General features: G+C 71.5%; 21 protein-coding genes and 1 pseudogene. 6 read left to right on the forward strand and 16 right to left on the reverse strand.

Annotated features, from left to right (window positions below; translation table 11 throughout):
- The 5 genes and pseudogenes from AB0M27_RS24175 to AB0M27_RS24195 form a co-directional block, all read right to left on the reverse strand.
- A pseudogene (locus AB0M27_RS24175) lies at positions 1–128 on the reverse strand (sensor histidine kinase KdpD); the annotation flags it as partial.
- A gap of 136 nt (positions 129–264) precedes the next feature.
- Complete coding sequence (locus AB0M27_RS24180) at positions 265–987, reverse strand: ABC transporter ATP-binding protein (RefSeq protein WP_365723952.1); 723 nt, start codon at positions 985–987, stop codon at positions 265–267.
- Between the two features lie 185 nt (positions 988–1,172).
- The gene (locus AB0M27_RS24185) at positions 1,173–1,937 is read right to left on the reverse strand and encodes a DUF3710 domain-containing protein (RefSeq protein WP_365723953.1); all 765 of its coding nucleotides are present in this window, start codon (positions 1,935–1,937) and stop codon (positions 1,173–1,175) included.
- 1 nt (position 1,938) lies between these two features.
- Positions 1,939–2,490, reverse strand: coding sequence for a dUTP diphosphatase (gene dut / locus AB0M27_RS24190; protein ID WP_365723955.1), 552 nt, complete (start codon positions 2,488–2,490; stop codon positions 1,939–1,941).
- Positions 2,487–3,071 (reverse strand): PaaI family thioesterase, encoded by a 585-nt coding sequence (locus AB0M27_RS24195; RefSeq protein ID WP_365723956.1) that lies wholly within the window; start codon positions 3,069–3,071, stop codon positions 2,487–2,489. The genes dut and AB0M27_RS24195 overlap by 4 nt, the downstream gene beginning before the upstream one ends.
- 58 nt (positions 3,072–3,129) lie before the next feature.
- Here AB0M27_RS24195 and AB0M27_RS24200 point away from each other — a divergent pair, with 58 nt between their 5' ends.
- Positions 3,130–3,594, forward strand: coding sequence for a DUF3093 domain-containing protein (locus AB0M27_RS24200; RefSeq protein ID WP_365723958.1), 465 nt, complete (start codon positions 3,130–3,132; stop codon positions 3,592–3,594).
- A 58-nt stretch (positions 3,595–3,652) separates the two neighbouring features.
- On the opposite strand, the gene AB0M27_RS24205 is transcribed toward AB0M27_RS24200, so the two are convergent.
- The 4 genes from AB0M27_RS24205 to AB0M27_RS24220 form a co-directional block, all read right to left on the reverse strand.
- Positions 3,653–4,567 (reverse strand): hypothetical protein, encoded by a 915-nt coding sequence (locus AB0M27_RS24205; RefSeq protein WP_365723960.1) that lies wholly within the window; start codon positions 4,565–4,567, stop codon positions 3,653–3,655.
- 13 nt (positions 4,568–4,580) lie between these two features.
- Positions 4,581–4,877 carry a DUF4193 domain-containing protein gene (locus AB0M27_RS24210; protein ID WP_003997302.1) on the reverse strand — a complete coding sequence of 99 codons (297 nt, stop codon included), beginning with the start codon at positions 4,875–4,877 and terminating at the stop codon, positions 4,581–4,583.
- A gap of 416 nt (positions 4,878–5,293) precedes the next feature.
- The gene (locus AB0M27_RS24215; protein WP_365723961.1) at positions 5,294–6,604 is read right to left on the reverse strand and encodes a HAMP domain-containing sensor histidine kinase; all 1,311 of its coding nucleotides are present in this window, start codon (positions 6,602–6,604) and stop codon (positions 5,294–5,296) included.
- Between the two features lie 6 nt (positions 6,605–6,610).
- Positions 6,611–7,264, reverse strand: coding sequence for a response regulator transcription factor (locus tag AB0M27_RS24220; RefSeq protein WP_031165802.1), 654 nt, complete (start codon positions 7,262–7,264; stop codon positions 6,611–6,613).
- Positions 7,265–7,680: 416 nt separating this feature from the next.
- Between AB0M27_RS24220 and AB0M27_RS24225 the strand changes: the two genes are divergently transcribed.
- Entirely contained in the window at positions 7,681–7,854 is a 174-nt protein-coding gene (locus AB0M27_RS24225; RefSeq protein WP_023546087.1) for a hypothetical protein, read from the forward strand.
- Between the two features lie 81 nt (positions 7,855–7,935).
- Here AB0M27_RS24225 and AB0M27_RS24230 read toward each other — a convergent pair whose 3' ends face one another.
- The gene (locus AB0M27_RS24230; RefSeq protein WP_365723963.1) at positions 7,936–8,751 is read right to left on the reverse strand and encodes an inositol monophosphatase family protein; all 816 of its coding nucleotides are present in this window, start codon (positions 8,749–8,751) and stop codon (positions 7,936–7,938) included.
- 8 nt (positions 8,752–8,759) lie between these two features.
- Positions 8,760–9,887: a ferrochelatase gene (locus AB0M27_RS24235; RefSeq protein ID WP_365723965.1), complete on the reverse strand. Its 1,128-nt coding sequence runs from the start codon at positions 9,885–9,887 to the stop codon at positions 8,760–8,762.
- A 172-nt stretch (positions 9,888–10,059) separates the two neighbouring features.
- Between AB0M27_RS24235 and AB0M27_RS24240 the strand changes: the two genes are divergently transcribed.
- Positions 10,060–11,298 carry an MFS transporter gene (locus AB0M27_RS24240; RefSeq protein ID WP_365723967.1) on the forward strand — a complete coding sequence of 413 codons (1,239 nt, stop codon included), beginning with the start codon at positions 10,060–10,062 and terminating at the stop codon, positions 11,296–11,298.
- The gene (locus AB0M27_RS24245; RefSeq protein WP_365723969.1) at positions 11,258–12,577 is read left to right on the forward strand and encodes a D-arabinono-1,4-lactone oxidase; all 1,320 of its coding nucleotides are present in this window, start codon (positions 11,258–11,260) and stop codon (positions 12,575–12,577) included. Before AB0M27_RS24240 ends, AB0M27_RS24245 begins: the two co-directional genes overlap by 41 nt.
- Here AB0M27_RS24245 and AB0M27_RS24250 read toward each other — a convergent pair.
- Positions 12,501–13,229: a hypothetical protein gene (locus tag AB0M27_RS24250; RefSeq protein WP_365723971.1), complete on the reverse strand. Its 729-nt coding sequence runs from the start codon at positions 13,227–13,229 to the stop codon at positions 12,501–12,503. The genes AB0M27_RS24245 and AB0M27_RS24250 overlap by 77 nt on opposite strands.
- A gap of 479 nt (positions 13,230–13,708) precedes the next feature.
- Between AB0M27_RS24250 and sepH the strand changes: the two genes are divergently transcribed.
- Entirely contained in the window at positions 13,709–14,749 is a 1,041-nt protein-coding gene (sepH, locus tag AB0M27_RS24255) for a septation protein SepH (RefSeq protein ID WP_365723973.1), read from the forward strand.
- Positions 14,750–14,893: 144 nt separating this feature from the next.
- Here sepH and AB0M27_RS24260 read toward each other — a convergent pair whose 3' ends face one another.
- The gene (locus AB0M27_RS24260) at positions 14,894–15,745 is read right to left on the reverse strand and encodes a sulfurtransferase (RefSeq protein ID WP_365723975.1); all 852 of its coding nucleotides are present in this window, start codon (positions 15,743–15,745) and stop codon (positions 14,894–14,896) included.
- Positions 15,746–16,065: 320 nt separating this feature from the next.
- On the opposite strand from AB0M27_RS24260, the gene AB0M27_RS24265 reads away from it, so the two are divergent.
- The gene (locus AB0M27_RS24265; RefSeq protein WP_365723977.1) at positions 16,066–16,857 is read left to right on the forward strand and encodes a VOC family protein; all 792 of its coding nucleotides are present in this window, start codon (positions 16,066–16,068) and stop codon (positions 16,855–16,857) included.
- Positions 16,858–16,957: 100 nt separating this feature from the next.
- On the opposite strand, the gene AB0M27_RS24270 is transcribed toward AB0M27_RS24265, so the two are convergent.
- Genes AB0M27_RS24270 through AB0M27_RS24280 form a run of 3 tightly spaced genes read right to left on the reverse strand, consistent with a single transcriptional unit; the run spans position 16,958 to position 19,430 of the window.
- Positions 16,958–17,608 carry a thymidine kinase gene (locus tag AB0M27_RS24270; RefSeq protein ID WP_365723979.1) on the reverse strand — a complete coding sequence of 217 codons (651 nt, stop codon included), beginning with the start codon at positions 17,606–17,608 and terminating at the stop codon, positions 16,958–16,960.
- A 44-nt stretch (positions 17,609–17,652) separates the two neighbouring features.
- Positions 17,653–18,843, reverse strand: a complete 1,191-nt coding sequence (locus AB0M27_RS24275; RefSeq protein ID WP_365723981.1) for a nucleotide pyrophosphatase/phosphodiesterase family protein — start codon at positions 18,841–18,843, stop codon at positions 17,653–17,655.
- Entirely contained in the window at positions 18,843–19,430 is a 588-nt protein-coding gene (locus AB0M27_RS24280; protein WP_351805959.1) for a DUF5998 family protein, read from the reverse strand. Before AB0M27_RS24280 ends, AB0M27_RS24275 begins: the two co-directional genes overlap by 1 nt.
- Between the last annotated feature and the right edge of the window lie 146 nt (positions 19,431–19,576).

Genomic DNA, 19,576 nt, shown 5'->3' on the forward strand with positions numbered 1-19,576 from the left:
TGCTCGACGAAGCCCACGACACAGTCGGTGCCCCGCTCCACACGGCGGTGCGCCTCGGCGAGCATGGCGTAGGTCTTGCCCACGCCCGGTGCCGCACCGAGATAGATCCGAAGCTTGCCGCGTGCCATGGCCCCATTGTCTTCCCGTGACTGCTGCGTACGCAGCGTCGACCTTACGGCCAACAATCACGGCAAACGGGACAGGGGGACGTGCGGCGGACAACTTTGACGCATCCCTGATGAGAGTGCGGGCGGGCCGGCTGGTTCAGTGCTCGACGATCTCGCCGTCGCGCAGTTCCAGCACCCGGTCGGCCAGGTCGAGGAGCGTCGCGTCATGTGTGGCGACCAGGGCGGACGGGGGTCCGTCCTGGTCGGGGGAGGCAGGCCGCTCGCCGCGTACGACGGCCCGGAGCAGCTCCATGACGGCGTGCCCGGTCTCGGCGTCGAGCTGGCCGGTCGGTTCGTCGGCGATGAGCAGGGCCGGCCTGTTGGCGAGGGCGCGGGCGATGGCGACCCGCTGCTGCTGTCCGCCGGACAGCTCGCCGGGCCGTTGGGCGGCGTGTCCCGCCAGCCCGACGAGGGAGAGCAGCAGCTCGACCCGCTCCTCGCGCTCGCGCGGGTCGGCGCGGCGCAGCCTCAGGGGTACGCCGACGTTCTCGGCCGCCGTGAGGATCGGGATGAGCCCGAAGGACTGGAAGACGAACCCGATCCGGTCCCGGCGCAGCCGCAGCAGCTCGCTCTCGCCCAGCTCCCCCAGCTGCCGCCCGTCGACCTCGACCCGTCCCCGGTCGGGCGTGTCGAGCCCGCCGACGACGTTCAGCAGGGTGGTCTTCCCGGACCCCGAACGCCCCTTGAGCGCGACGAGCTCACCGCGCCGCACCTCGAGCGAGACGCCACGCAGGGCGTGAACGGCCGCGGCACCCCGCCCGAACGACTTGTGGACGTCCTCGACCCGAACCATGGTCTCGGTGACCACCCGACCGCCCATACCGCCTCCCCCGTCGACCGGGCGCCAGTATGGCGCCCCGAAAGGGGCGCGGGGAACTGCGCGAGCAACCACAACGAACCCGCACTCGGCAACGGCGGCGATCCGCCGACGGCGGGACCCCGCGAAAACGGGCCGCACCCCTCAGAGGCACGGCCCGTGTATCCCTGCTGAACCCAGCGGGGCGCCTAGCGGACCTCGGTGATCTCCGGCCCGCGCTGAAGCTGGCCCATCCCACCCGAGAACCGGGAGGACTCGTCCTGCTGGACACCCTCGGGCACCATCTGCGCGTCGTTCGGCAGCTTCAGGACGATCGGGTCGCGGGGCGCCATCGGCCCCTCACCACGCACCACGACGGCGTCGCGGAAGATCTGCTCCAGCAGCCCGGCGGCCTGCGGCTGCACCGCGCCCTGCCCGGAGATCACACCGCGCAGGAACCACCGCGGGCCGTCCACGCCCACGAACCGCACGACCTGGAACCCACCCGTGCCGTCCGGCAGCTGCACCGGCACCTGAGCGCGCAGCTCCCAGCCCAGCGGGCCCTCGACCTCGTCGACGATGCCACCCTGCTGCGTGATGCCGGACGCGATCTCCTCGCGGACCTCGCCCCAGATCCCCTCGCGCTTGGGCGCGGCGAAGGCCTGGAGCTGGATGGCGCTGTCGCGCAGCACTACGGTCGCGGCGACGATCGCGTCACCGGCGACCTCGACCCGCAGCTCCATGCCGTCGACGCCCGGGACGAAAAGACCACCGAGGTCGACACGTCCCTCACCCGGCTCGCGCACCTCGCTGCTGTCCCAGGGCCCGTCGGGCCGGGGCCCGGGCTCCAGCCGGACGCGCTCGCGCTCGGCCTCCACTTCCTCGTCCGCCTCGGTGTCGACGCTGTCGACGACCTGCTCGGCCTCGCCGGCCGCGTCCTCGGCGGCACCCTTCTTCTTGCGACGTCCGAACACGTCACTGTCCTTCCCGGTCGGATACGACCGAAGCGTATCGATTCCCACCCGTCGGACCGCCCTCGGCGGCCTGACCGTTTGTGCCGCTCTCGCCGCCCACCGCGGCATGGCCGCCGGTGGACCCGAAGCCCCCTTCGGCCCGCGTCGAATCGGGAAGCTCCGCGACCTCCTGGAAGCGGACCCTCTCGACCTGCTGGACGACCAGTTGGGCAATCCGGTCGAAGCGCTCGAACCGCACACTCTCACGCGGGTCGAGATTCACCACGATCACCTTGATCTCCCCACGGTACCCGGCATCAACCGTCCCCGGGGCATTGACGAGGGCGACACCGCAGCGAGCGGCGAGACCGGAGCGCGGGTGCACGAAGGCCGCGTACCCCTCGGGCAGGGCGATCGACACCCCCGTGGGAAGAACGCCGCGCTCCCCGGGCCCCAGTTCGCACGGCTCGGTGGTGCGCAGATCGGCTCCGGCGTCCCCCGGATGCTCGTAGGCCGGAAGCGGTACGTCGGGGTCGACACGCCGGAGCAGCACGTTCAGGGGGCCGCGGCTCACGGGTTCACCTCGAAGGCGCGGGCGCGGCGGATCTGATCCGGGTCGCTCATGGCGGCCTGGATCTCCTCCTCGCGGCCGTGGTCGATGAAGTGGTCGACCTTGACCTCGATGAAGAGGGCGTCGGCGCGGACCGCGAGGGGCCCGTCGGGGCCGCCGATGCGTCCGGTGGCGGTGGAGTAGATCTTGCGCCCGGCGACGGCGGTGACCTCGGCCTCCAGGTACAGCGTGGTGCCGACGGGCACGGGCCGCGCGAAGTCGGTCTCCAGCCGCCCGGTCACGGCGATGGTCCGCAGCAGCCAGTTCAGCGAGCCGAGGGTCTCGTCGAGGGCCGTGGCCAGCACTCCGCCGTGCGCGAGGCCCGGGGCACCCTGGTGGGCGGGCTGGACGGTGAACTCGGCGGTCAGCGAGACGCCGTCACCGGCCCGCGCCTCCAGGTGCAGTCCGTGCGACTGCCCGGGGCCACAGCCGAAGCAGTGTTCGTAGTGGGCGCCGAGGAGTTCTCCGGGCGCGGGCGCGTCGGGGTGCCGTACCGGTTTCACCGCGTCGGCGGGGGGCTGAAGGGTTGCGGAACTACCACTCACAGGCGCAGACCTTACCCGCGCGTCGGCCGTAACCGGATGCCGTGCCAAGCTTGGCTTCATGCAGCTCTCCGCCACCCCCTACGAAGAACGCCTCACCGCCCCCCGCTCGTGGTGGTTGATCAGCTTCCTCGTGGGCGTCTCCTTCGCCCTGATCCTGCTTCCCTTCGGCACCCTGCCGCTGCTCGGCGGACTGGTCGGCGGTACGGCCGCGGCGGCGGTGGTCGCCAGTGCGTACGGCTCCCAGCGCATCCGGGTCGTGGGCGACTCGCTGATCGCGGGCGAGGCGAAGATCCCGGTGGCGGCGCTGGGCGAGGCGGAGGCGCTGGACGCGGAGGAGGCCCGCGCCTGGCGGACGTACAAGGCCGACACCCGCGCCTTCCTGCTGCTGCGCGCCTACATCCCCACGGCGCTGCGGGTGGAGGTCACGGACCCGGAGGACCCGACGCCGTACCTGTACCTCTCGACGCGCGAGCCGGAGCGGCTGGCGGCGGCGATCGAGGCGGCGCGCAAGGCGATCGCCTAAGGCTCTTCGCGAACGCCTGGAGCTCTTCGCCCGACGGCCTGGAGTCCTTCGCCGGCGCCTAGAGCTCTTCGGGAAGGTCGCGCAGTTTCAGCGGTTCCGCCGGCTCCTCCAGCGGCGGCAGCTCGGCCAGCTCCTCCCAGGGGACCTGGATCTTGCGCAGGTCGGCCCGGACGTGGGCGGCGAGTCTCTTGGTGTCCCGGCGGTTCATGACCGCCCCGACCGCGGCGCCCACCATGAACGGCATGAGGTTGGGCAGGTCGCGGACCATCCGCTTCATGATCTGCTGGCGCAGTTCGCGTTTCATGCGGACGCTGAGGGCCGCGTCGTACGTCGACGGTTTCATCACGTCGATCCCGCGCTCCCCCGACCAGGAGGACAGATACGCGGCACTGCGGGTCTTGAGGTTCCCAGGCGGTCGCACGCCGTAGACCTCGTGCAGTTCGGCGACGAGCTTCAGCTCGATCGCGGCGACCCCGGTGATCTCCGCAGCCAGTTCGGTCGGCATCGCGGGAGGCACCGGCAGCATCGCCGCCGCTCCGATCCCGGCTCCGACCGTCGAGGTGCCCGCCGCCGCGCCCGCCACCAGCTTGTCGGCGAGTTCTTCGGGTCCGAGGCCCGGGAACTGCCGACGCAGGGTCGCGAGGTCGCGTACGGGGATGCGCGGGGCGATCTCGATGATCCGGTCCGCGAGGTAGGCCAGGCCCGCGCGGGCGCCGCTGCCGCCCCTGCGGACCCCTTCCCGGGCCATGTCACGGGCCTTTTCACCCATCACCGCCGCCCGTCGCCGGGCGACGGGCGCGGGCTGCCGCACCGGCGCCGGGTGGTCCGCCCGGTCGGTCGCCGGTTCGAGCGGGGCCACCACTCCTGGTGCGCCCCGCTCGTCGTCACGCGCGCCGTACGGGCCGTCGGACGGCCCTTCGTCCGCTTTCCCGAGGGAGAAGCGGCGCTTCCGGGGAGGGGTCGAGCCAGCCACGGCCGACCCGACCTCAGTCGCAGTCGCGGCAGATCGGCTGACCGTTCTTCTCACGGGCCAGCTGGCTGCGGTGGTGCACCAGGAAGCAGCTCATGCAGGTGAACTCGTCCTGCTGCTTGGGCAGCACCCGGACGGCCAGCTCCTCGTTCGAGAGGTCGGCGCCGGGCAGCTCGAGGCCCTCGGCGGCCTCGAACTCGTCTACGTCCACCGACGAGGTGGACTTGTCGTTCCGCCGGGCCTTCAGCTCTTCCAGGCTGTCCGAGTCGACGTCATCGTCGGTCTTGCGTGGAGTGTCGTAATCGGTTGCCATATCGCTCTCCCCCTCTGGGTGTCTGCGGTGTCTCCAGCGCACGTAACGCGTGAGAGGCCGGACTTGTGCCCGACCTGAGGCGGAGATTTTGCCTCACATCAAGGTCTGTTACTCAATCGACACCCAACCCGACCCCTCAAGAGTGATCGGCTTGGATGGCGGTGAGGACCGTACACGGTTCGAATGCCGCACCTCAAAGGCGCCTCACCGTGTACTTCCCGTGATCATGAGCCCTGAAAACTGGGACTTTCCCGGCTTTCTGCCATGTTTCATGATCACAGAGAGTACATGGCTGAAAATCCGTGCATGTGATCGATCACACAAGGGGAAGCTCATTCGGCGGATGAAAAATTCCGCGTGAAGCGAACATCGCCCGCGTGTGTCCATTCCGTGCCCCCCGGCGACCCCGTCACGGATCACAGCGGCAGGGTGACCCGCATCACCAGACCGCCCCCCTCGCGGGGCTGCGCCACGATGTGGCCGCCGTGCGCGCGGGCGACGGACCGGACGATGGACAGCCCGAGGCCGACCCCCTTGTCGCTGCCCGTGCGCTCCGTACGGAGCCGTCTGAAGGGCTCGAAGAGGTTGTCGATCTCGTACGCCGGCACCACCGGCCCGGTGTTCGTGACGGTCAGCACCGCCTGGCCGTGCTCGACCTCCGTGGTCACCTCGACCCAGCCGCCCTCCCGTCGCCCGCCACCGCCCTTGTTCGGAAGCGCTTCGCGCTGCACCTCCTCATTGGCCACGTTGTACCGGACGGCGTTCTGCACCAGGTTCAGCGCGATCCGCTCCAGCAGCACGCCGTTGCCCTGCACCACCGCAGGCTTGCGCTCGCCGCGGATCTTCACGCCCTTGGCCTCGGCCTCGGCGTGCACCTGGTCGATGGCCTGGGTCGCAACCTCGGCCAGGTCGACGGGCCCCCGCTCGACGATCTGGTTGTCGCTGCGGGCGAGCAGCAGCAGGCCCTCGACCAGCTGCTCGCTGCGCTCGTTGGTGGCCAGCAGCGTCTTGCCCAGCTGCTGCAGTTCCACCGGCGCGTTCGGGTCCGACAGATGGACCTCGAGAAGCGTTCTGTTGATCGCGAGCGGGGTGCGCAGCTCATGGGAGGCGTTGCCGACGAAGCGCTGCTGGGCGGTGAAGGCCCGTTCCAGCCGCTCCAGCATGTCGTCGAAGGTGTCCGCCAGCTCCTTCAGCTCGTCGTCCGGGCCGTCCAGCTCGATCCGGCGGGACAGGTCGGAACCGGCCACCTGGCGGGCGGTACGGGTGATCCGGCCGAGCGGGGACAGCACACGACCGGCCATCGCGTAACCGAACGCGAACGCGATCACGGCGAGGCCCAGCAGGGCCAGCAGCGAGCGGCTGAGCAGGTTGTCCAGAGCGGCCTGGCGCTGCTGGTCCACGCAGTGGGCGATCACTTCGTTGAAGTCCGACAGCGGCACCGGGTTGGAGTTGATCGCGGTGATCGCGGGGCAGTTGTCGCTGGTGACCCGGATGTTCGTCCCGCTGACGATCTTGAACAGCGGCTGGTTGCCCGTACTGATCGCCTGTGCGGCCAGCAGGTAGATGATCGACAGCAGCAGGATGCCGGCGATCAGGAACATGCCGCCGTAGAGCAGCGTGAGCCGTATGCGGATGGTGGGGCGCAGCCAGGGGAACGGGGGCTGCGGTCTCCTGGGGTCCCAGGTGGGCTTCGGTGGCGCCTGGGGCGGCGCGGGTGTGGCGGCCATGGCGGATCAGATCCGGTAGCCGGAGCCGGGGACGGTGACGATCACCGGCGGCTCGCCCAGCTTGCGCCGCAGGGTCATCACGGTCACCCGCACGACATTGGTGAACGGGTCGGTGTTCTCGTCCCAGGCCTTCTCCAGCAGCTGCTCGGCCGAGACCACCGCGCCCTCGCTGCGCATGAGCACCTCCAGCACCGCGAACTCCTTGGGCGCGAGCTGGATCTCCTTGCCATCGCGGAAGACCTCGCGGCGGTTCGGGTCCAGTTTGATGCCGGCGCGCTCCAGGACCGGCGGCAGGGGAACGCTCGTACGGCGGCCGAGGGCGCGCACGCGCGCGATCAGTTCGCTGAACGCGAAGGGCTTGGGCAGATAGTCGTCGGCGCCGATCTCCAGGCCCTCGACGCGGTCGCTGACGTCGCCGGACGCCGTGAGCATGAGCACGCGCGTGGGCATGCCCAGCTCGACGATCTTGCGGCAGACGTCGTCGCCGTGCACCAGCGGGAGGTCGCGGTCGAGGACGACCACGTCGTAGTCGTTGACGCCGATGCGCTCCAGGGCGGCCGCACCGTCGTACACGACGTCGACGGCCATGGCCTCCCGGCGCAGTCCGGTGGCCACCGCATCGGCGAGCAGTTGCTCGTCCTCGACGACGAGTACGCGCACGTCGCTTGTCCTTCCTCATGTCCACCCGCGTAGCGCGCCGTGGGCGCGTGCGGGCAGAGGTGTTCGTGGGGTGTGACCTCCATCCTGCCCTTTTCGGCCGTAAGTCGGCTGTAAGGCGGGTTGTGGACCGCACAGATCCGCGCTGCGGGGCGGGAATACGAGATTTTCTCCTCCGGTTGAGGTTTCCGGGTGAGGGAGCGGGGGGAGGACGGCTTTACACCCCGCGATCACGCTCTGCATGTGCCGCAGCACCATGCGGTACTCCGCGATCCGCTTCCGCAGAGTGGGCGCGGGTGTCCGGCACCGTCGCCGCCCAGCAGGGCAGCGCTGGGCACCCGCGAGAGACGTGATCGCCCCTTTCCCAACAGGCACACCCCCGTGCCACCGACCCACGACCCAGGACGAGGGGGCGCAGCATGGACGCTTTCACCGCAGGACTTCTGCAGCGCATAAGGGCGACCGAGTCCGACCTGTCGCGGGCTCGTGACGAGGGTGACGACTTCCTCGTCGAAGTGGAGCAGGCAGAGCTCGACGACCTGCGACGCCTCGCCGCCGAACACGGTGTGGAGGTCGGCGCGTCACGCGTCTGATCGGCCCGAAAGCGCAAGAAGGGACCCCGGCGAATCCAGCGCCGGGGTCCCTTTGCGTTCAGCGGTCGGAGACGATCGGGCTCAGTCGTGCCAGGCCCCGAACTCCTCCAGCAGCCCCTGCAGCCGCTCGAACACCCCCGGCGACCCGGCGACCGTGAGCTCCCGCGACGGCCGCTCCCCGGGCCGCCCGCCGACCAGCGCGCCCGCTTCCCGGGCGATCAGGTCACCCGCCGCGAAGTCCCATGCGTTCAGCCCCCGCTCGTAGTACCCGTCGAGCCGGCCGCAGGCCACATCGCACAGGTCGACCGCCGCCGAGCCGCTGCGCCGGATGTCCCGCAGCAGCGGGATCAGCCGGCCGGCCACCTCGGCCTGGTGCGCGCGGACCTCGGAGACGTAGTTGAAGCCGGTGGAGACCAGCGCCTGGTCCAGCGGGGGCGCGTGACGGCAGGCGAGCGCCCGCTCCCCCTCCCACGCGCCGGTCGCCCACGCCCCGCCCCCGCGCACGGCGTGGTACGTCTCGCCGCGCATCGGAGCGGCGACGACCCCGACGACCCTCTCGCCGTCCTGCTCGGCGGCGATGGACACCGCCCAGGTGGGCAGCCCGTACAGGTAGTTCACCGTGCCGTCGAGCGGGTCGATCACCCAGCGGACGCCGCTGGTGCCCGCCACGGAGGCGCCCTCCTCGCCGAGGAAGCCGTCGTCGGGCCGCCGGCCGGAGATCAGATCGGTGATCAGCTTCTCCGCCGCGATGTCCATCTCGGTGACGACGTCGATCGGGCTGGACTTGGTCCTCGCCACGGCCAGGTCGGCCGGTCGGCCGTCCCGCAGCAGCTCACCGGCGCGGCGGGCGGCCTCCTGGGCCAGCTCCAGCAGTTCCCGGTGCAGGGGGTCGGTCACGGGTCTCCTCACGCGTAGGGGCTGTCGGCGCCGGCGGCGGCCGGGCGGGGCGCACGGGCGGGGCAGCAGCCGACCGGGCAGAGGTTGTGGCTCGCGCCCAGCGCGCCCAGGGCGCACGGGGTGACGTCCTGCCCGCGCTCCAGGGCGGCGCGCTCCGTGATCAGTTCACGGACGGCGGCGGCGAACCGCGGGTCGGCGCCCACGGTGGCCGAGCGGCGCACGGGCAGGCCGAGCTCCTCGGCCTTGGCCTCGGCCTCGGTGTCGAGGTCGTAGAGGACCTCCATGTGGTCGGAGACAAACCCGATGGGCGCCATGACCACGGCCGGGACGCCCGCCGCGTGCCGCTCCTCGAGGTGGTCGCAGATGTCCGGCTCCAGCCACGGGATGTGCGGGGCGCCGGAACGCGACTGGTAGACCAGCCGCCAGGGGTGGTCGACGCCGGTGCGCTCGCGGACGGCGTCGGCGATCAGCTGGGCCACGTCCAGGTGCTGCTCGACGTAGGCGCCGCCCTCGCCGTGGGTCTCGACGGGGCCGGAGGCGTCGGCGGCGGAGGTCGGGATGGAGTGGGTGGTGAAGGCGATGTGGGCGCCGGCGCGGACGTCCTTTGGGAGGTCTTCGAGGGAGCGCAGCACGCCGTCGATCATGGGCTCGACGAAGCCGGGATGGTTGAAGTAGTGCCGCAGCTTGTCGATCTTCGGCAGCTGCAGGCCCTCGGCCTCCAGCGTGGCCAGCGCGTCGGCCAGGTTCTCGCGGTACTGCCGGCAGCCCGAGTAGGAGGCATAGGCGCTGGTGGCGAGCACGAGGATGTGGCGGCGGCCGTCGGCGACCATCTCGCGCAGGGTGTCCGTCAGATACGGCGACCAGTTGCGGTTGCCCCAGTAGACCGGCAGGTTCAGGCCGTGCTCGGCGAAGTCCTTGCGCAGGGCGTCCAGCAGGGCGCGGTTCTGGTCGTTGATGGGGCTGACCCCGCCGAACAGGAAGTAGTGCTGCCCGACTTCCTTCAGGCGTTCCTTCGGGATGCCGCGCCCGCGCGTGACGTTCTCCAGGAACGGGACCACGTCGTCCGGGCCTTCGGGGCCGCCGAAGGAGAGCAGGAGCAGGGCGTCGTACGGGGTGGCATCGAGCGCGTCTGGCATGTCTCGATCCTGCCACCCGCTGCTGACGGCCGGGAAACAGCGGGGTGACGAGTCGGGTTCCAGTGGGTTTATGCCGGTTTTTCCCATGGTCAAACGAGGTGCGATTAGGGTCACCTAACTCGTAAGCTGTATCAGTCGCATTCGCGCCTTACCGAGCCGCTTCGGAGACCACGTGCCCAGCCCCTACAGAGCCCTGTTCGCCGAACCCGGCACCCAGGCGTTCTCCACCGCGGGATTCCTCGGCCGGATGCCGCTGTCGATGATGGGCATCGGTGTGGTCACGATGATCTCCCAGCTGACCGGGCGGTACGGGCTCGCGGGGGCGCTGTCGGCCACCATCGCGCTGTCCGCCGCGGTGATCGGGCCACAGATCTCCCGGCTGGTCGACCAGCACGGGCAGCGCCGGGTGCTGCGTCCCGCGACCCTGGTGGCCCTCACGGCGGCGGCCGGGCTGCTGCTCGCCGCGCACTTCGAATGGCCGGCCTGGCTGCTGTTCGTCTGCGCGGCCGGGATCGGCTCGGTGCCGAGCCTGGGCGCGATGATCCGGGCCCGCTGGGCGGCGCTGTACCGGGGGACCGACAAGCTGCACACCGCGTACTCGTTCGAGTCGGTCGTCGACGAGGTCTGCTTCGTCTTCGGCCCGATCATCTCCATCGGGCTGTCCACGACCTGGTTCCCGGAGGCCGGGCCGCTGCTCGCCGCGTGCTTCCTGGCCGCCGGCGTCTTCTGGCTCACCGCCCAGCGCGCCACCGAGCCGGAGCCGCACCCGCGCGAGCACCACGGCGGCGGTACGGCCCTGCGCGCGGCCGGACTGCAGGTTCTGGTGGCGACCTTCATGGCGACCGGCGCGATCTTCGGGTCGGTGGACGTGGTCACCGTCGCCTTCGCCGACGAGCGCGGGCACAAGGGCGCCGCGAGTGTGGTGCTGGCGCTGTACGCGGCCGGTTCCTGCGTGGCCGGGGTGGTCTTCGGGCTGCTGCGGTTCGCCGGGGCGCCGGAACGCCGCTGGCTGCTGGGCGTGGCGGCGATGGCCGTGAGTATGATCCCCCTCCTACTGGTCGGAAACCTGCCGCTTCTGGCCGTGGCGCTGTTCGTTTCGGGGCTGTCCATCGCACCGACGATGATCACGACGATGTCCCTCATCGAAGAGCACGTACCTCGCGCGCAGCTCACCGAGGGCATGACCTGGGTGAGCACCGGCCTCGCGGTCGGGGTCGCGCTCGGCTCGTCCGTGGCCGGCTCGGTGATCGACGCAGCCGGGGCGCGGGCCGGGTACGGGGTTCCGGCCGTGTCCGGGGCCGTCGCGGTCGCGGTCGGTTTCCTCGGGTACCGCCGGCTGCGCAGGCCGGCCGCGGGTCGGGGAGGCACCGTTGAGCAGCACAGCGAGCGGGAAGAACGGCACCTGGCGTAACTGGGGCGGCAACGTCTCCGCCCGGCCCGCCCGGCAGGTCGCGCCGGCGTCGGTGGCGGAGCTGGCAGCGGCGGTGCGCCGGGCCGCCGAGGACGGCCTGAAGGTGAAGGCCGTCGGGACCGGGCACTCCTTCACGTCGATCGCGGCCACCGACGGTGTATTGATCCGTCCTCAACTGTTGACGGGAATCCGCAACATTGACCGGACCGCCATGACCGTCACGGTCGAGGCCGGCACCCCGCTCAAGAGACTCAACGCGGCTCTGGCGCGCGAGGGTCTGTCGCTCACCAACATGGGCGACATCATGGAGCAGACCGTCTCCGGGGCCACGAGCACCGGCACGCACGGCACGGGCCGTGAGTCGGGCTCGATCGCCGCCCAGATCAAGGGACTCGAACTCGTCACGGCGGACGGCTCGGTGCTCACCTGCTCCGAGAAGGAGAACCCGGAGATCTTCGCGGCCGCCCGAATAGGCCTCGGCGCCCTCGGCATCGTCACCGCGATCACCTTCGCCGTGGAGCCGATCTTCCTGCTCACCGCGCGCGAGGAGCCGATGACCCTCGACCGGGTCCTCGCCGAGTTCGATCAACTCTGGGCGGAGAACGAGCACTTCGAGTTCTACTGGTTTCCGCACACCGGCAACACCAACACCAAGCGGAACAACCGCAGCGCCGGTCCCGAGCAGCCCGCGGGGCAGCTGGCCGGCTGGTTCGAGGACGAGTTCCTCTCCAACGGCGTCTTCCAGCTGGCCCAGTGGGTCGGCCGCGCCGCCCCCGCCACCATTCCCGCCATCGCGCAGATCTCCAGCAAGGCCCTGTCCGCGCGGACGTACACGGACATCCCTTACAAGGTCTTCACCTCGCCGCGCCGGGTGCGCTTCGTGGAGATGGAGTACGCCGTCCCCCGCGCGGCCCTGGCGGAGACGCTGCGCGAGCTTAAGAGCATGGTCGAACGCTCGGGGCTGCGGGTCAGCTTCCCCGTCGAGGTGCGCACCGCCCCGGCCGACGACATCACGCTGTCCACCGCCTCGGGCCGGGACAGCGCCTATGTCGCCGTCCACATGTTCCGGGGCACGCCGTACCAGGCCTACTTCACCGCCGCCGAGCGGATCTTCACCGCTCACGAGGGCCGGCCGCACTGGGGCAAGGTGCACACGCGGGACGCCGAGTACTTCGCGCGCGTCTACCCGCGCTTCGAGGAGTTCACTGCGCTGAGGGACCGCCTTGACCCGGAACGGCTGTTCCAGAACGACTACTTGCGGAGGGTTCTGGGGGCCTAGGCGTGTCAACGGACCCACTGGGCGTGGGAGTCGGCGACGGGCTCGGGCCGTCGCTCGTCTCCCCGCCCGGGGAGTCGCCGGGCGTCGGCGTCGCGCTGTGGGCCGGACCGCCACCGGCATCGGGCACGTACCCACGGGACGGGGCACCCGAAGGGACCGGCACCTCCTCGGACTTGGCGGGAGACCCGGACGTGCCGGAGGAGGACGAGCCCCGTCCGGTCACCGCGTCGCTGACCGTCGTGCCCGTGCCGCCGCTGAAGCTGTTGCCGGACGCCAGTTCATACGTCGTGATGCCGGCCATCGTCACCCCGAACACGACGGCGGCCGCGACCACCGGCCGCCGCCAGCTCTTCACCCGTGCGCGGTAGACGGTGCCCTCGGTGAACTCGCCCGGAGCCGGTGGCACTTGTTCCCTCGGCCGCGCCGGGACCGTCGCCTCCCTCAGCTGCTCCCCGGTCCGCTTGAAGAAATGCTGGAACAGCGTGCCCCCACAGGTGGCGACGACACTGACGACTCCCGCGCCGAGGATCGTGCCGTACACCCCGAAGTACGACGCCAGTCTGGCCGCCACGACGGCCGCAAGGGCACTGCCCGCGACCTGGGGGACGCTCAGGTCGATCCGCTTGCGACCCGCATCGGGCGTTTCACGCATACCCGGAACTTGCCTGCCTTCCCGTACCTGATCGACATTGGGCTACCGACTGCACGAGATAGGGACGCGCAACGGAAACCATTAGTTCCGTTTCTGGGGATTACGTGAAGTTCGCCACGTTCATGATCGGCAAAACCAGTTGCCAAGGACCAAGTCGCAAGCCTTGCCAGAAGTTGGGCGGCGCGTCCATCCACGCACATGGTCCAAATGGAGTACTGTTGCGAGCCCTGGGTCCGGTCCCCCACCAGGGTGTCCGCGGCCTTGAAGGACCGCCGGGAGGGGGCTAGTTGCACAGGGTGACGAATTCAGTCACTTAGCGTTGCGAATAGGTAACCGTGCCATAACGGCGGCCCAGGGCCCGTGCCCGACACGCCGGGCAACTCGGCAAGGTTGTGGCAGGCTGCACCCGGGCAGGCCACACTCGACTAGCGGAAGCAGCGACGCACGTGACGTCGGCAGGCACCACCCGGGAGGTCCCCATGCCCGAACTGCGTGTCGTGGCCGTCTCGAATGACGGCACACGGCTGGTGCTCAAGGCTGCCGACGCAACGGAGTACACCCTTCCGATCGACGAACGGCTCCGCGCCGCCGTGCGCGGCGACCGGCCGCGCCTCGGGCAGATCGAGATCGAGGTCGAGAGCCATCTCCGCCCCCGTGACATCCAGGCGCGTATACGTGCCGGTGCCACCGCGGAAGAGGTCGCGCAGCTCGCCGGCATCCCCGTCGACCGGGTCCGGCGCTTCGAGGGCCCCGTGCTCGCCGAGCGCGCCTTCATGGCCGAGCGTGCCCGCAAGACCCCGGTCCGCCGCCCCGGCGAGAACTCGGGGCCGCTGCTCGGCGAGGCCGTGCAGGAGCGGCTGCTGCTGCGCGGCGCGGAGAAGGACACCGTGCAGTGGGACTCCTGGCGCCGTGACGACGGCACCTGGGAGGTGCTCCTCGTCTACCGGGTCGCGGGCGAACCGCACTCGGCGAGCTGGACGTACGACCCGCCCCGGCGGCTCGTCCAGGCCGTGGACGACGAGGCGCGCTCGCTGATCGGCGAGTCCGACGACCTCGCCGTGCCCGAGCCGAGCTTCCCGTTCGTGCCGCGCATCGCCCGCCTGCCACGCGAGCGTTCGATGGACCGCGCGCTGGACCGGGGCGAGCGGGAGCGGCTGAGTCTGCCCGCGCAGGCGTCCGAGCCTCCCGAGGAGAGCACGGGCGAACGCGACTCGCTGACCAGCCTGCTGGAGGCGGTACCGAGCTTCCGGGGTGACCTGGTGGTCCCGGAGCGCCCGGCGGAGACGCCGGAGGAACCCGTCGGCGAACCGGCCGCCGAGGAGCCGCCGGCCCCCGCCGCCTCGGCCGGTTCGGCCTACGCGGACGTCCTCATGCCCCGCTCCGTGGGCAGCCACCGCGACCGGCTGACCGGCGCGACCGACCGGCAGGCCGAGGCCGACGGCGTCCGCCCCGGCCGCCGCGCCGCCGTGCCGAGCTGGGACGAGATCGTGTTCGGCACGCGCCGCAAGAAGCAGGAGTAACGGGCCGTACGGAAACGGAAAAGTGGGGGCACGTGTACGTGCCCCCACTTCCGGCTGCACACGCGCGTGCCCGGCTTTCAGGTTGCGCGCGTGCGTGCCTGGCTTTCCGGCCGCACGCGTGCGCGCCCCGCCGCTCGGCTGCCGCTACTGCGGATCCGCGCCCACGGCCACCGGCCGGGACGGGTCCGAGGACCACTCCGACCAGGAACCGACGTACAGGGCCGCAGGAATGCCGGCCACCGCGAGTGCGAGGACCTCGTGGGCGCCGGAGACGCCCGAACCGCAGTACACGCCCACCTCGGTGTCCGAGGAGACGCCCAGGGCCTTGAAGCGGTCCCGCAGCTCGGCCGCGGGCAGGAAGCGGCCGTCGGGCCCCATGTTCTCCGTCGTCGGCGCCGACACCGCGCCCGGGATGTGCCCGCCGACCCGGTCGATCGGCTCCACCTCACCGCGGTACCGCTCCCCCGCCCGCGCGTCCAGGAGCACGCCCGCGCGGGCCAGGGCCGCCGCGGCATCCGCGTCCAGCAGACCCGGCGCGTCCGGCGCCGGTCGGAAGTCGCCCTCGGCCACAGCCGGCACCTCGGTGGACACCTCGCCCTGCCAGGACGGCAATCCGCCGTCGAGAACCCGCACGTCCGGGTGACCCGTCCAGCGCAGCAGCCACCAGGCGCGCGCGGCTGCCCAGCCCTGGCCGCCGTCGTACACGACGGCCGGCCGACCGGCCGACACGCCCGCGCGGCGCATCGCGGCGCCGAACTCCGCGAGGTCCGGCAGCGGATGCCGGCCGTTCTCCCCGGGCTCTCCCGCCAGTTCCCGGTCCAGGTCGACGAAGACCGCGCCCGGGATGTGCCCGGCCGCGTACTCGGCCCGCCCCTCGAAGGCCGGCGCGCCCGCCGCCTTCGCCACGCTCAGCTGCCAGCGCACGTCCAGCAGTACCGGAGGGCGGTCCCCGGCGAGCTCATGTGCGAGATCGGATGCGGTGATGATGGCTGTCATGGGGCCATGCATACGCCAGGGGTGGCCGCGGCGTCCAGGTCCGGCTACTCTGCTCGGCCGGACAGGCTCGATCACGAGGCGTATGGGATCGAGCACGTGCTGTACAGCCGGTCGACACCCGCCGGCCATCGTCAGGAAGCGGCGAAAGACAGCAGACCGGGCATCCTCCCGGAGGTGTCGCCGAGCGTCGGCGCGGTAAGTCCCGTCCCGGCGTGGAGGATGCGGGCACCGGCACGGGCGTACCCGCCGTCGGCGTGGACACCCCTTCCGGGGAGCGGAAGCGACATGGCCACCGCGAGGGGCCGGGGAGAGAGTGATCGATGACCGAGGCACGGGAGCCGGCCGGCCCGCACGCGCGGCGTGCGCCCGGCACGCCCTGCTGGGTGAGCCTGATGGCGCACGGGCTGGCCGCCACCGAGGAGTTCTACGGTGAGTTGTTCGGCTGGGAGTTCCGGCCGGGCCCGCAGCAGCTCGGCCCGTATGTGCGGGCACTGCTCGACGGGCGCGAGGTGGCGGGCATGGGGCAGCTGCCGCCGGACCGCCGGCTGCCGATCGCCTGGACGCCGTACCTCGCCTCGGACGACGTGGACCAGACGGCCGACACGGTACGGGAGTGCGGCGGCACCGTGGCGGTCGGACCGCTGGACGCCGCCGAGGCGGGGCGGATGGCCATCGCCTCGGACCCCTCCGGGGCGGTGTTCGGCATCTGGCAGGGCTCCGCGCACCTCGGCACCGCGATCACCGGAGTGCCCGGCACGCCCGCGTGGAACGAACTGGTGACCTTCGAGACCGAGAGCGTCTCCAAGTTCTACGCGACCGTCTTCGGTTACGAGCGGGAGCCGGTGGTCTCCGCCGACTTCGATTACGTGACCCTCCATCTCGCCGGCCGTCCGGTGGCCGGACTGCACGGCGTGGGCCATGGCCTGCCCCGCGACCGCGGACCGCACTGGCAGACGTACTTCGAGGTCGCCGACGCCGACGCGACGGTGCGGCAGGTGGCGGACCTCGGCGGCCGCGTCATCAGACAGCCGCAGAACAGCCCGCACGGCCGGGTGGCGACGGTGGTGGACCCGGAGGGCGCGGAGTTCTCGGTGATCGAGAGCCCGCGCTGAGCACTCCGGGGAGGATCAGGGCCCTCAGTGGGCCTTCGGGGCGGGATCAGAGCCCGCAGTGGGCCTTCGGGGCGGGATCAGCCGGTCCGCCGAGTCGGAGTCAGCCGGACGAGACCGGCAGGACGTCCGGGGACAGGGCCGCCGCGCGGGCCGTCGCGGCGGTCATCCGGCGGCGGTGGTGGCGCCGGCAGAGCACCTCGTAGCCGATCTCGCCGGCCGCATGGTTGACGTCGCCGACGACCACCTGGGCGCCCTCGACGACCATCTCGCCGTCTATCGTGCGGGCGTTGTGCGTGGCGCGGGCCCCGCACCAGCACAGCGCCTCCACCTGGAGCACCTCGATGCGGTCGGCCAGCTCCACCAGCCGCTGCGAGCCGGGGAAGAGCTTGGAGCGGAAGTCGGTGGTGATCCCGAAGGCGTACACGTCCAGGCCGAGATCGTCCACCACGCGCGCGAGCTGGTCGATCTGCTCGGGCGCCAGGAACTGCGCCTCGTCCGCGATCACGTAGTCGGCCCGGCGGCCCTTCGAGAGGTGGTCCACGAGGGAGGCGTACAGGTCTTGGTCGTCGGCGACCTCCACCGCGTCGGTGACCAGGCCGAGCCGGGAGGACAGCTTGCCCTCGCCCGCGCGGTCGTTCCGGGTGAAGATCATGCCGACGAGGCCGCGCGCGGAGCGGTTGTGCTCGATCTGCAGAGCCAGCGTCGACTTCCCGCAGTCCATCGTTCCGGAGAAGAACACCAGCTCGGGCATGAGGAGTTGAGCACCTTTCGGCGAGTAGTCACAAGGGGGGAGCGTCAGGAGCGTACTTCGAGCAGCGGGACCAGCTGCTCGGCGGGCGTCATCGAACCGTGGTTGCCGACCAGCGACGACTCCTTCGGCTCCCGCTCCGACGCGATGATCAGGACGTCGTCGTGCGCGGCCGCGACCACGTCCCCGAGCCGTGAGTACACCCGCTCGTCGATGTGCGGACCGAACCAGCCCGCGGCGATCGCCTCGTCCCGCGAGGCCACCCAGAACTGCTCGCCGAGCACCTCGCGCCAGACGGTCAGTACGTCGTTCCCGGCGCCCGGCACCGCGTACACGTGCCGCGCCCGGCCCTCGCCGCCCAGCAGGGCGACTCCGGCGCGCAGCTCCCAGTCGGTGTCGAAGTCGATGCGGTGCTCGTCGTCGAACGGGACGTCGACCATGCCGTGGTCGGCGGTGACGTAGAGCGCGCTGCGCGGCGGCAGTTGCTCGGCGAGGCGCTGGGCGAGCCGGTCGACGTACATCAGCTGGCCGCGCCAGGTGTCGGAGGCGACGCCGTAGCGGTGTCCGGCGCCGTCCAGTTCGGAGTAGTACGTGTAGACCAGCGAGCGGTCCCCGGCGGCCAGTTGCTCGGCCGCGAGGTCCATGCGCTCCTCGCCGCTGAGCCGTCCGTGGAAGCTGCCGCCGCTGAGCGCGATCTTGGTGAGCGGAGTGTGCTCGAAGATGGGCGAGGTCACCTGGGCGGCGTGCACCCCGGCCGCCTGGGCCAGCTGGAAGACGGTGGGGTACGGCTGCCAGGCGCGCGGATCGGTGTACGGCTGCCAGCGGAGCTGGTTCATCAGCTCGCCGGTGTCCGGGTTGCGCACGGTGTAACCGGGCAGGCCGTGCACACCGGGCGGCAGGCCGGTGCCGACGGAGGCGAGGGAGACGGCGGTGGTCGCCGGGTAGCCGGCGGTGAGCGGACGGCCGGTGCCGCCGCGCGAGGTGCCGAGCAGCGAGGTCAGGAAGGGTGCCTCGTCGGCGTGCGCCCGCAGCTGCTCCCAGCCGAGCCCGTCTATCAGCAGGACACAGACCCGGTCGGCCGCGGTCAGCTCGGGAATCGTGGCGCTCAGTCCGGGGACGCCCATGCCGGCGGCGAGGGTGGGCAGCAGATCGGCGAGGGAGCCGGTGCCGTACTCGGGCAGCGGCGCGGTGTGCAGGGCGAGCGGTTCCGGGTGTTCCCAGGCGGAGAGCTGGGACATCAGCGGGCGATGTCCGCGGTCGCCTCCGAGATGGCCTGGGCGAAGGCGAGCGCCTGGCGCACCGTCTCCGGGCCGTCCCCGGCCTCGCTGACGCGCAGGCTGAGGTCGTCCGCCGTGGAGCTGCCCGTGTAGCCGTGGTCGGCGTCGCAGTTGGGGTCGCCGCAGGCGGCGGGCTCCAGGTCGATGCGGCTGACCGCGCCCCAGCCGATGGTCAGCACGACCTCGCGGGGCAGGGTGCCCGGCGTGTACTGCTCGGGATTGGCGACCACCCGGCTGACCACGACCGACGAAATCCGGCCGAGCTTCACGGACTCGGTGGAGGTGGTGGCGTACGGCGTCGGGGAGGTGCTGTCGGCGGCCTGCTCGTCGGTGTGGCTGACGATGAAACGGTTGCCGGTGAGAACGAGCACGGTCACATGCCGCCGCACCTCGTTCTGGTCGAACGTCGTCTCCTGGTGGACCAGGTACGACTGGATGGGCTCGCCGCCCACAGCGGCCTCCACCGCCTCGGCCACGAGGGCCGGGTAGTAGCCGCTGCGCTCGATCGCCGCGCGCAGCCCCTGGGTCGTCGTACTGGTCTTGGCCATGGCGTCCATCCTAATCCGTGGGCAAGGGGGGTCCGGGCCAGTCGCGCAGACCGGCGGCGGCCTGCGGTCACCGGGAGCCGGCACCGGGGCAGCCGGCCTCAGGGGCATGGGGCTCTGCTCGATTCGCGGCTCCGCCGCGTCCCCCT

It is taken from the genome of Streptomyces sp. NPDC052107 (assembly GCF_040680215.1).
GTDB lineage: Bacteria > Actinomycetota > Actinomycetes > Streptomycetales > Streptomycetaceae > Streptomyces.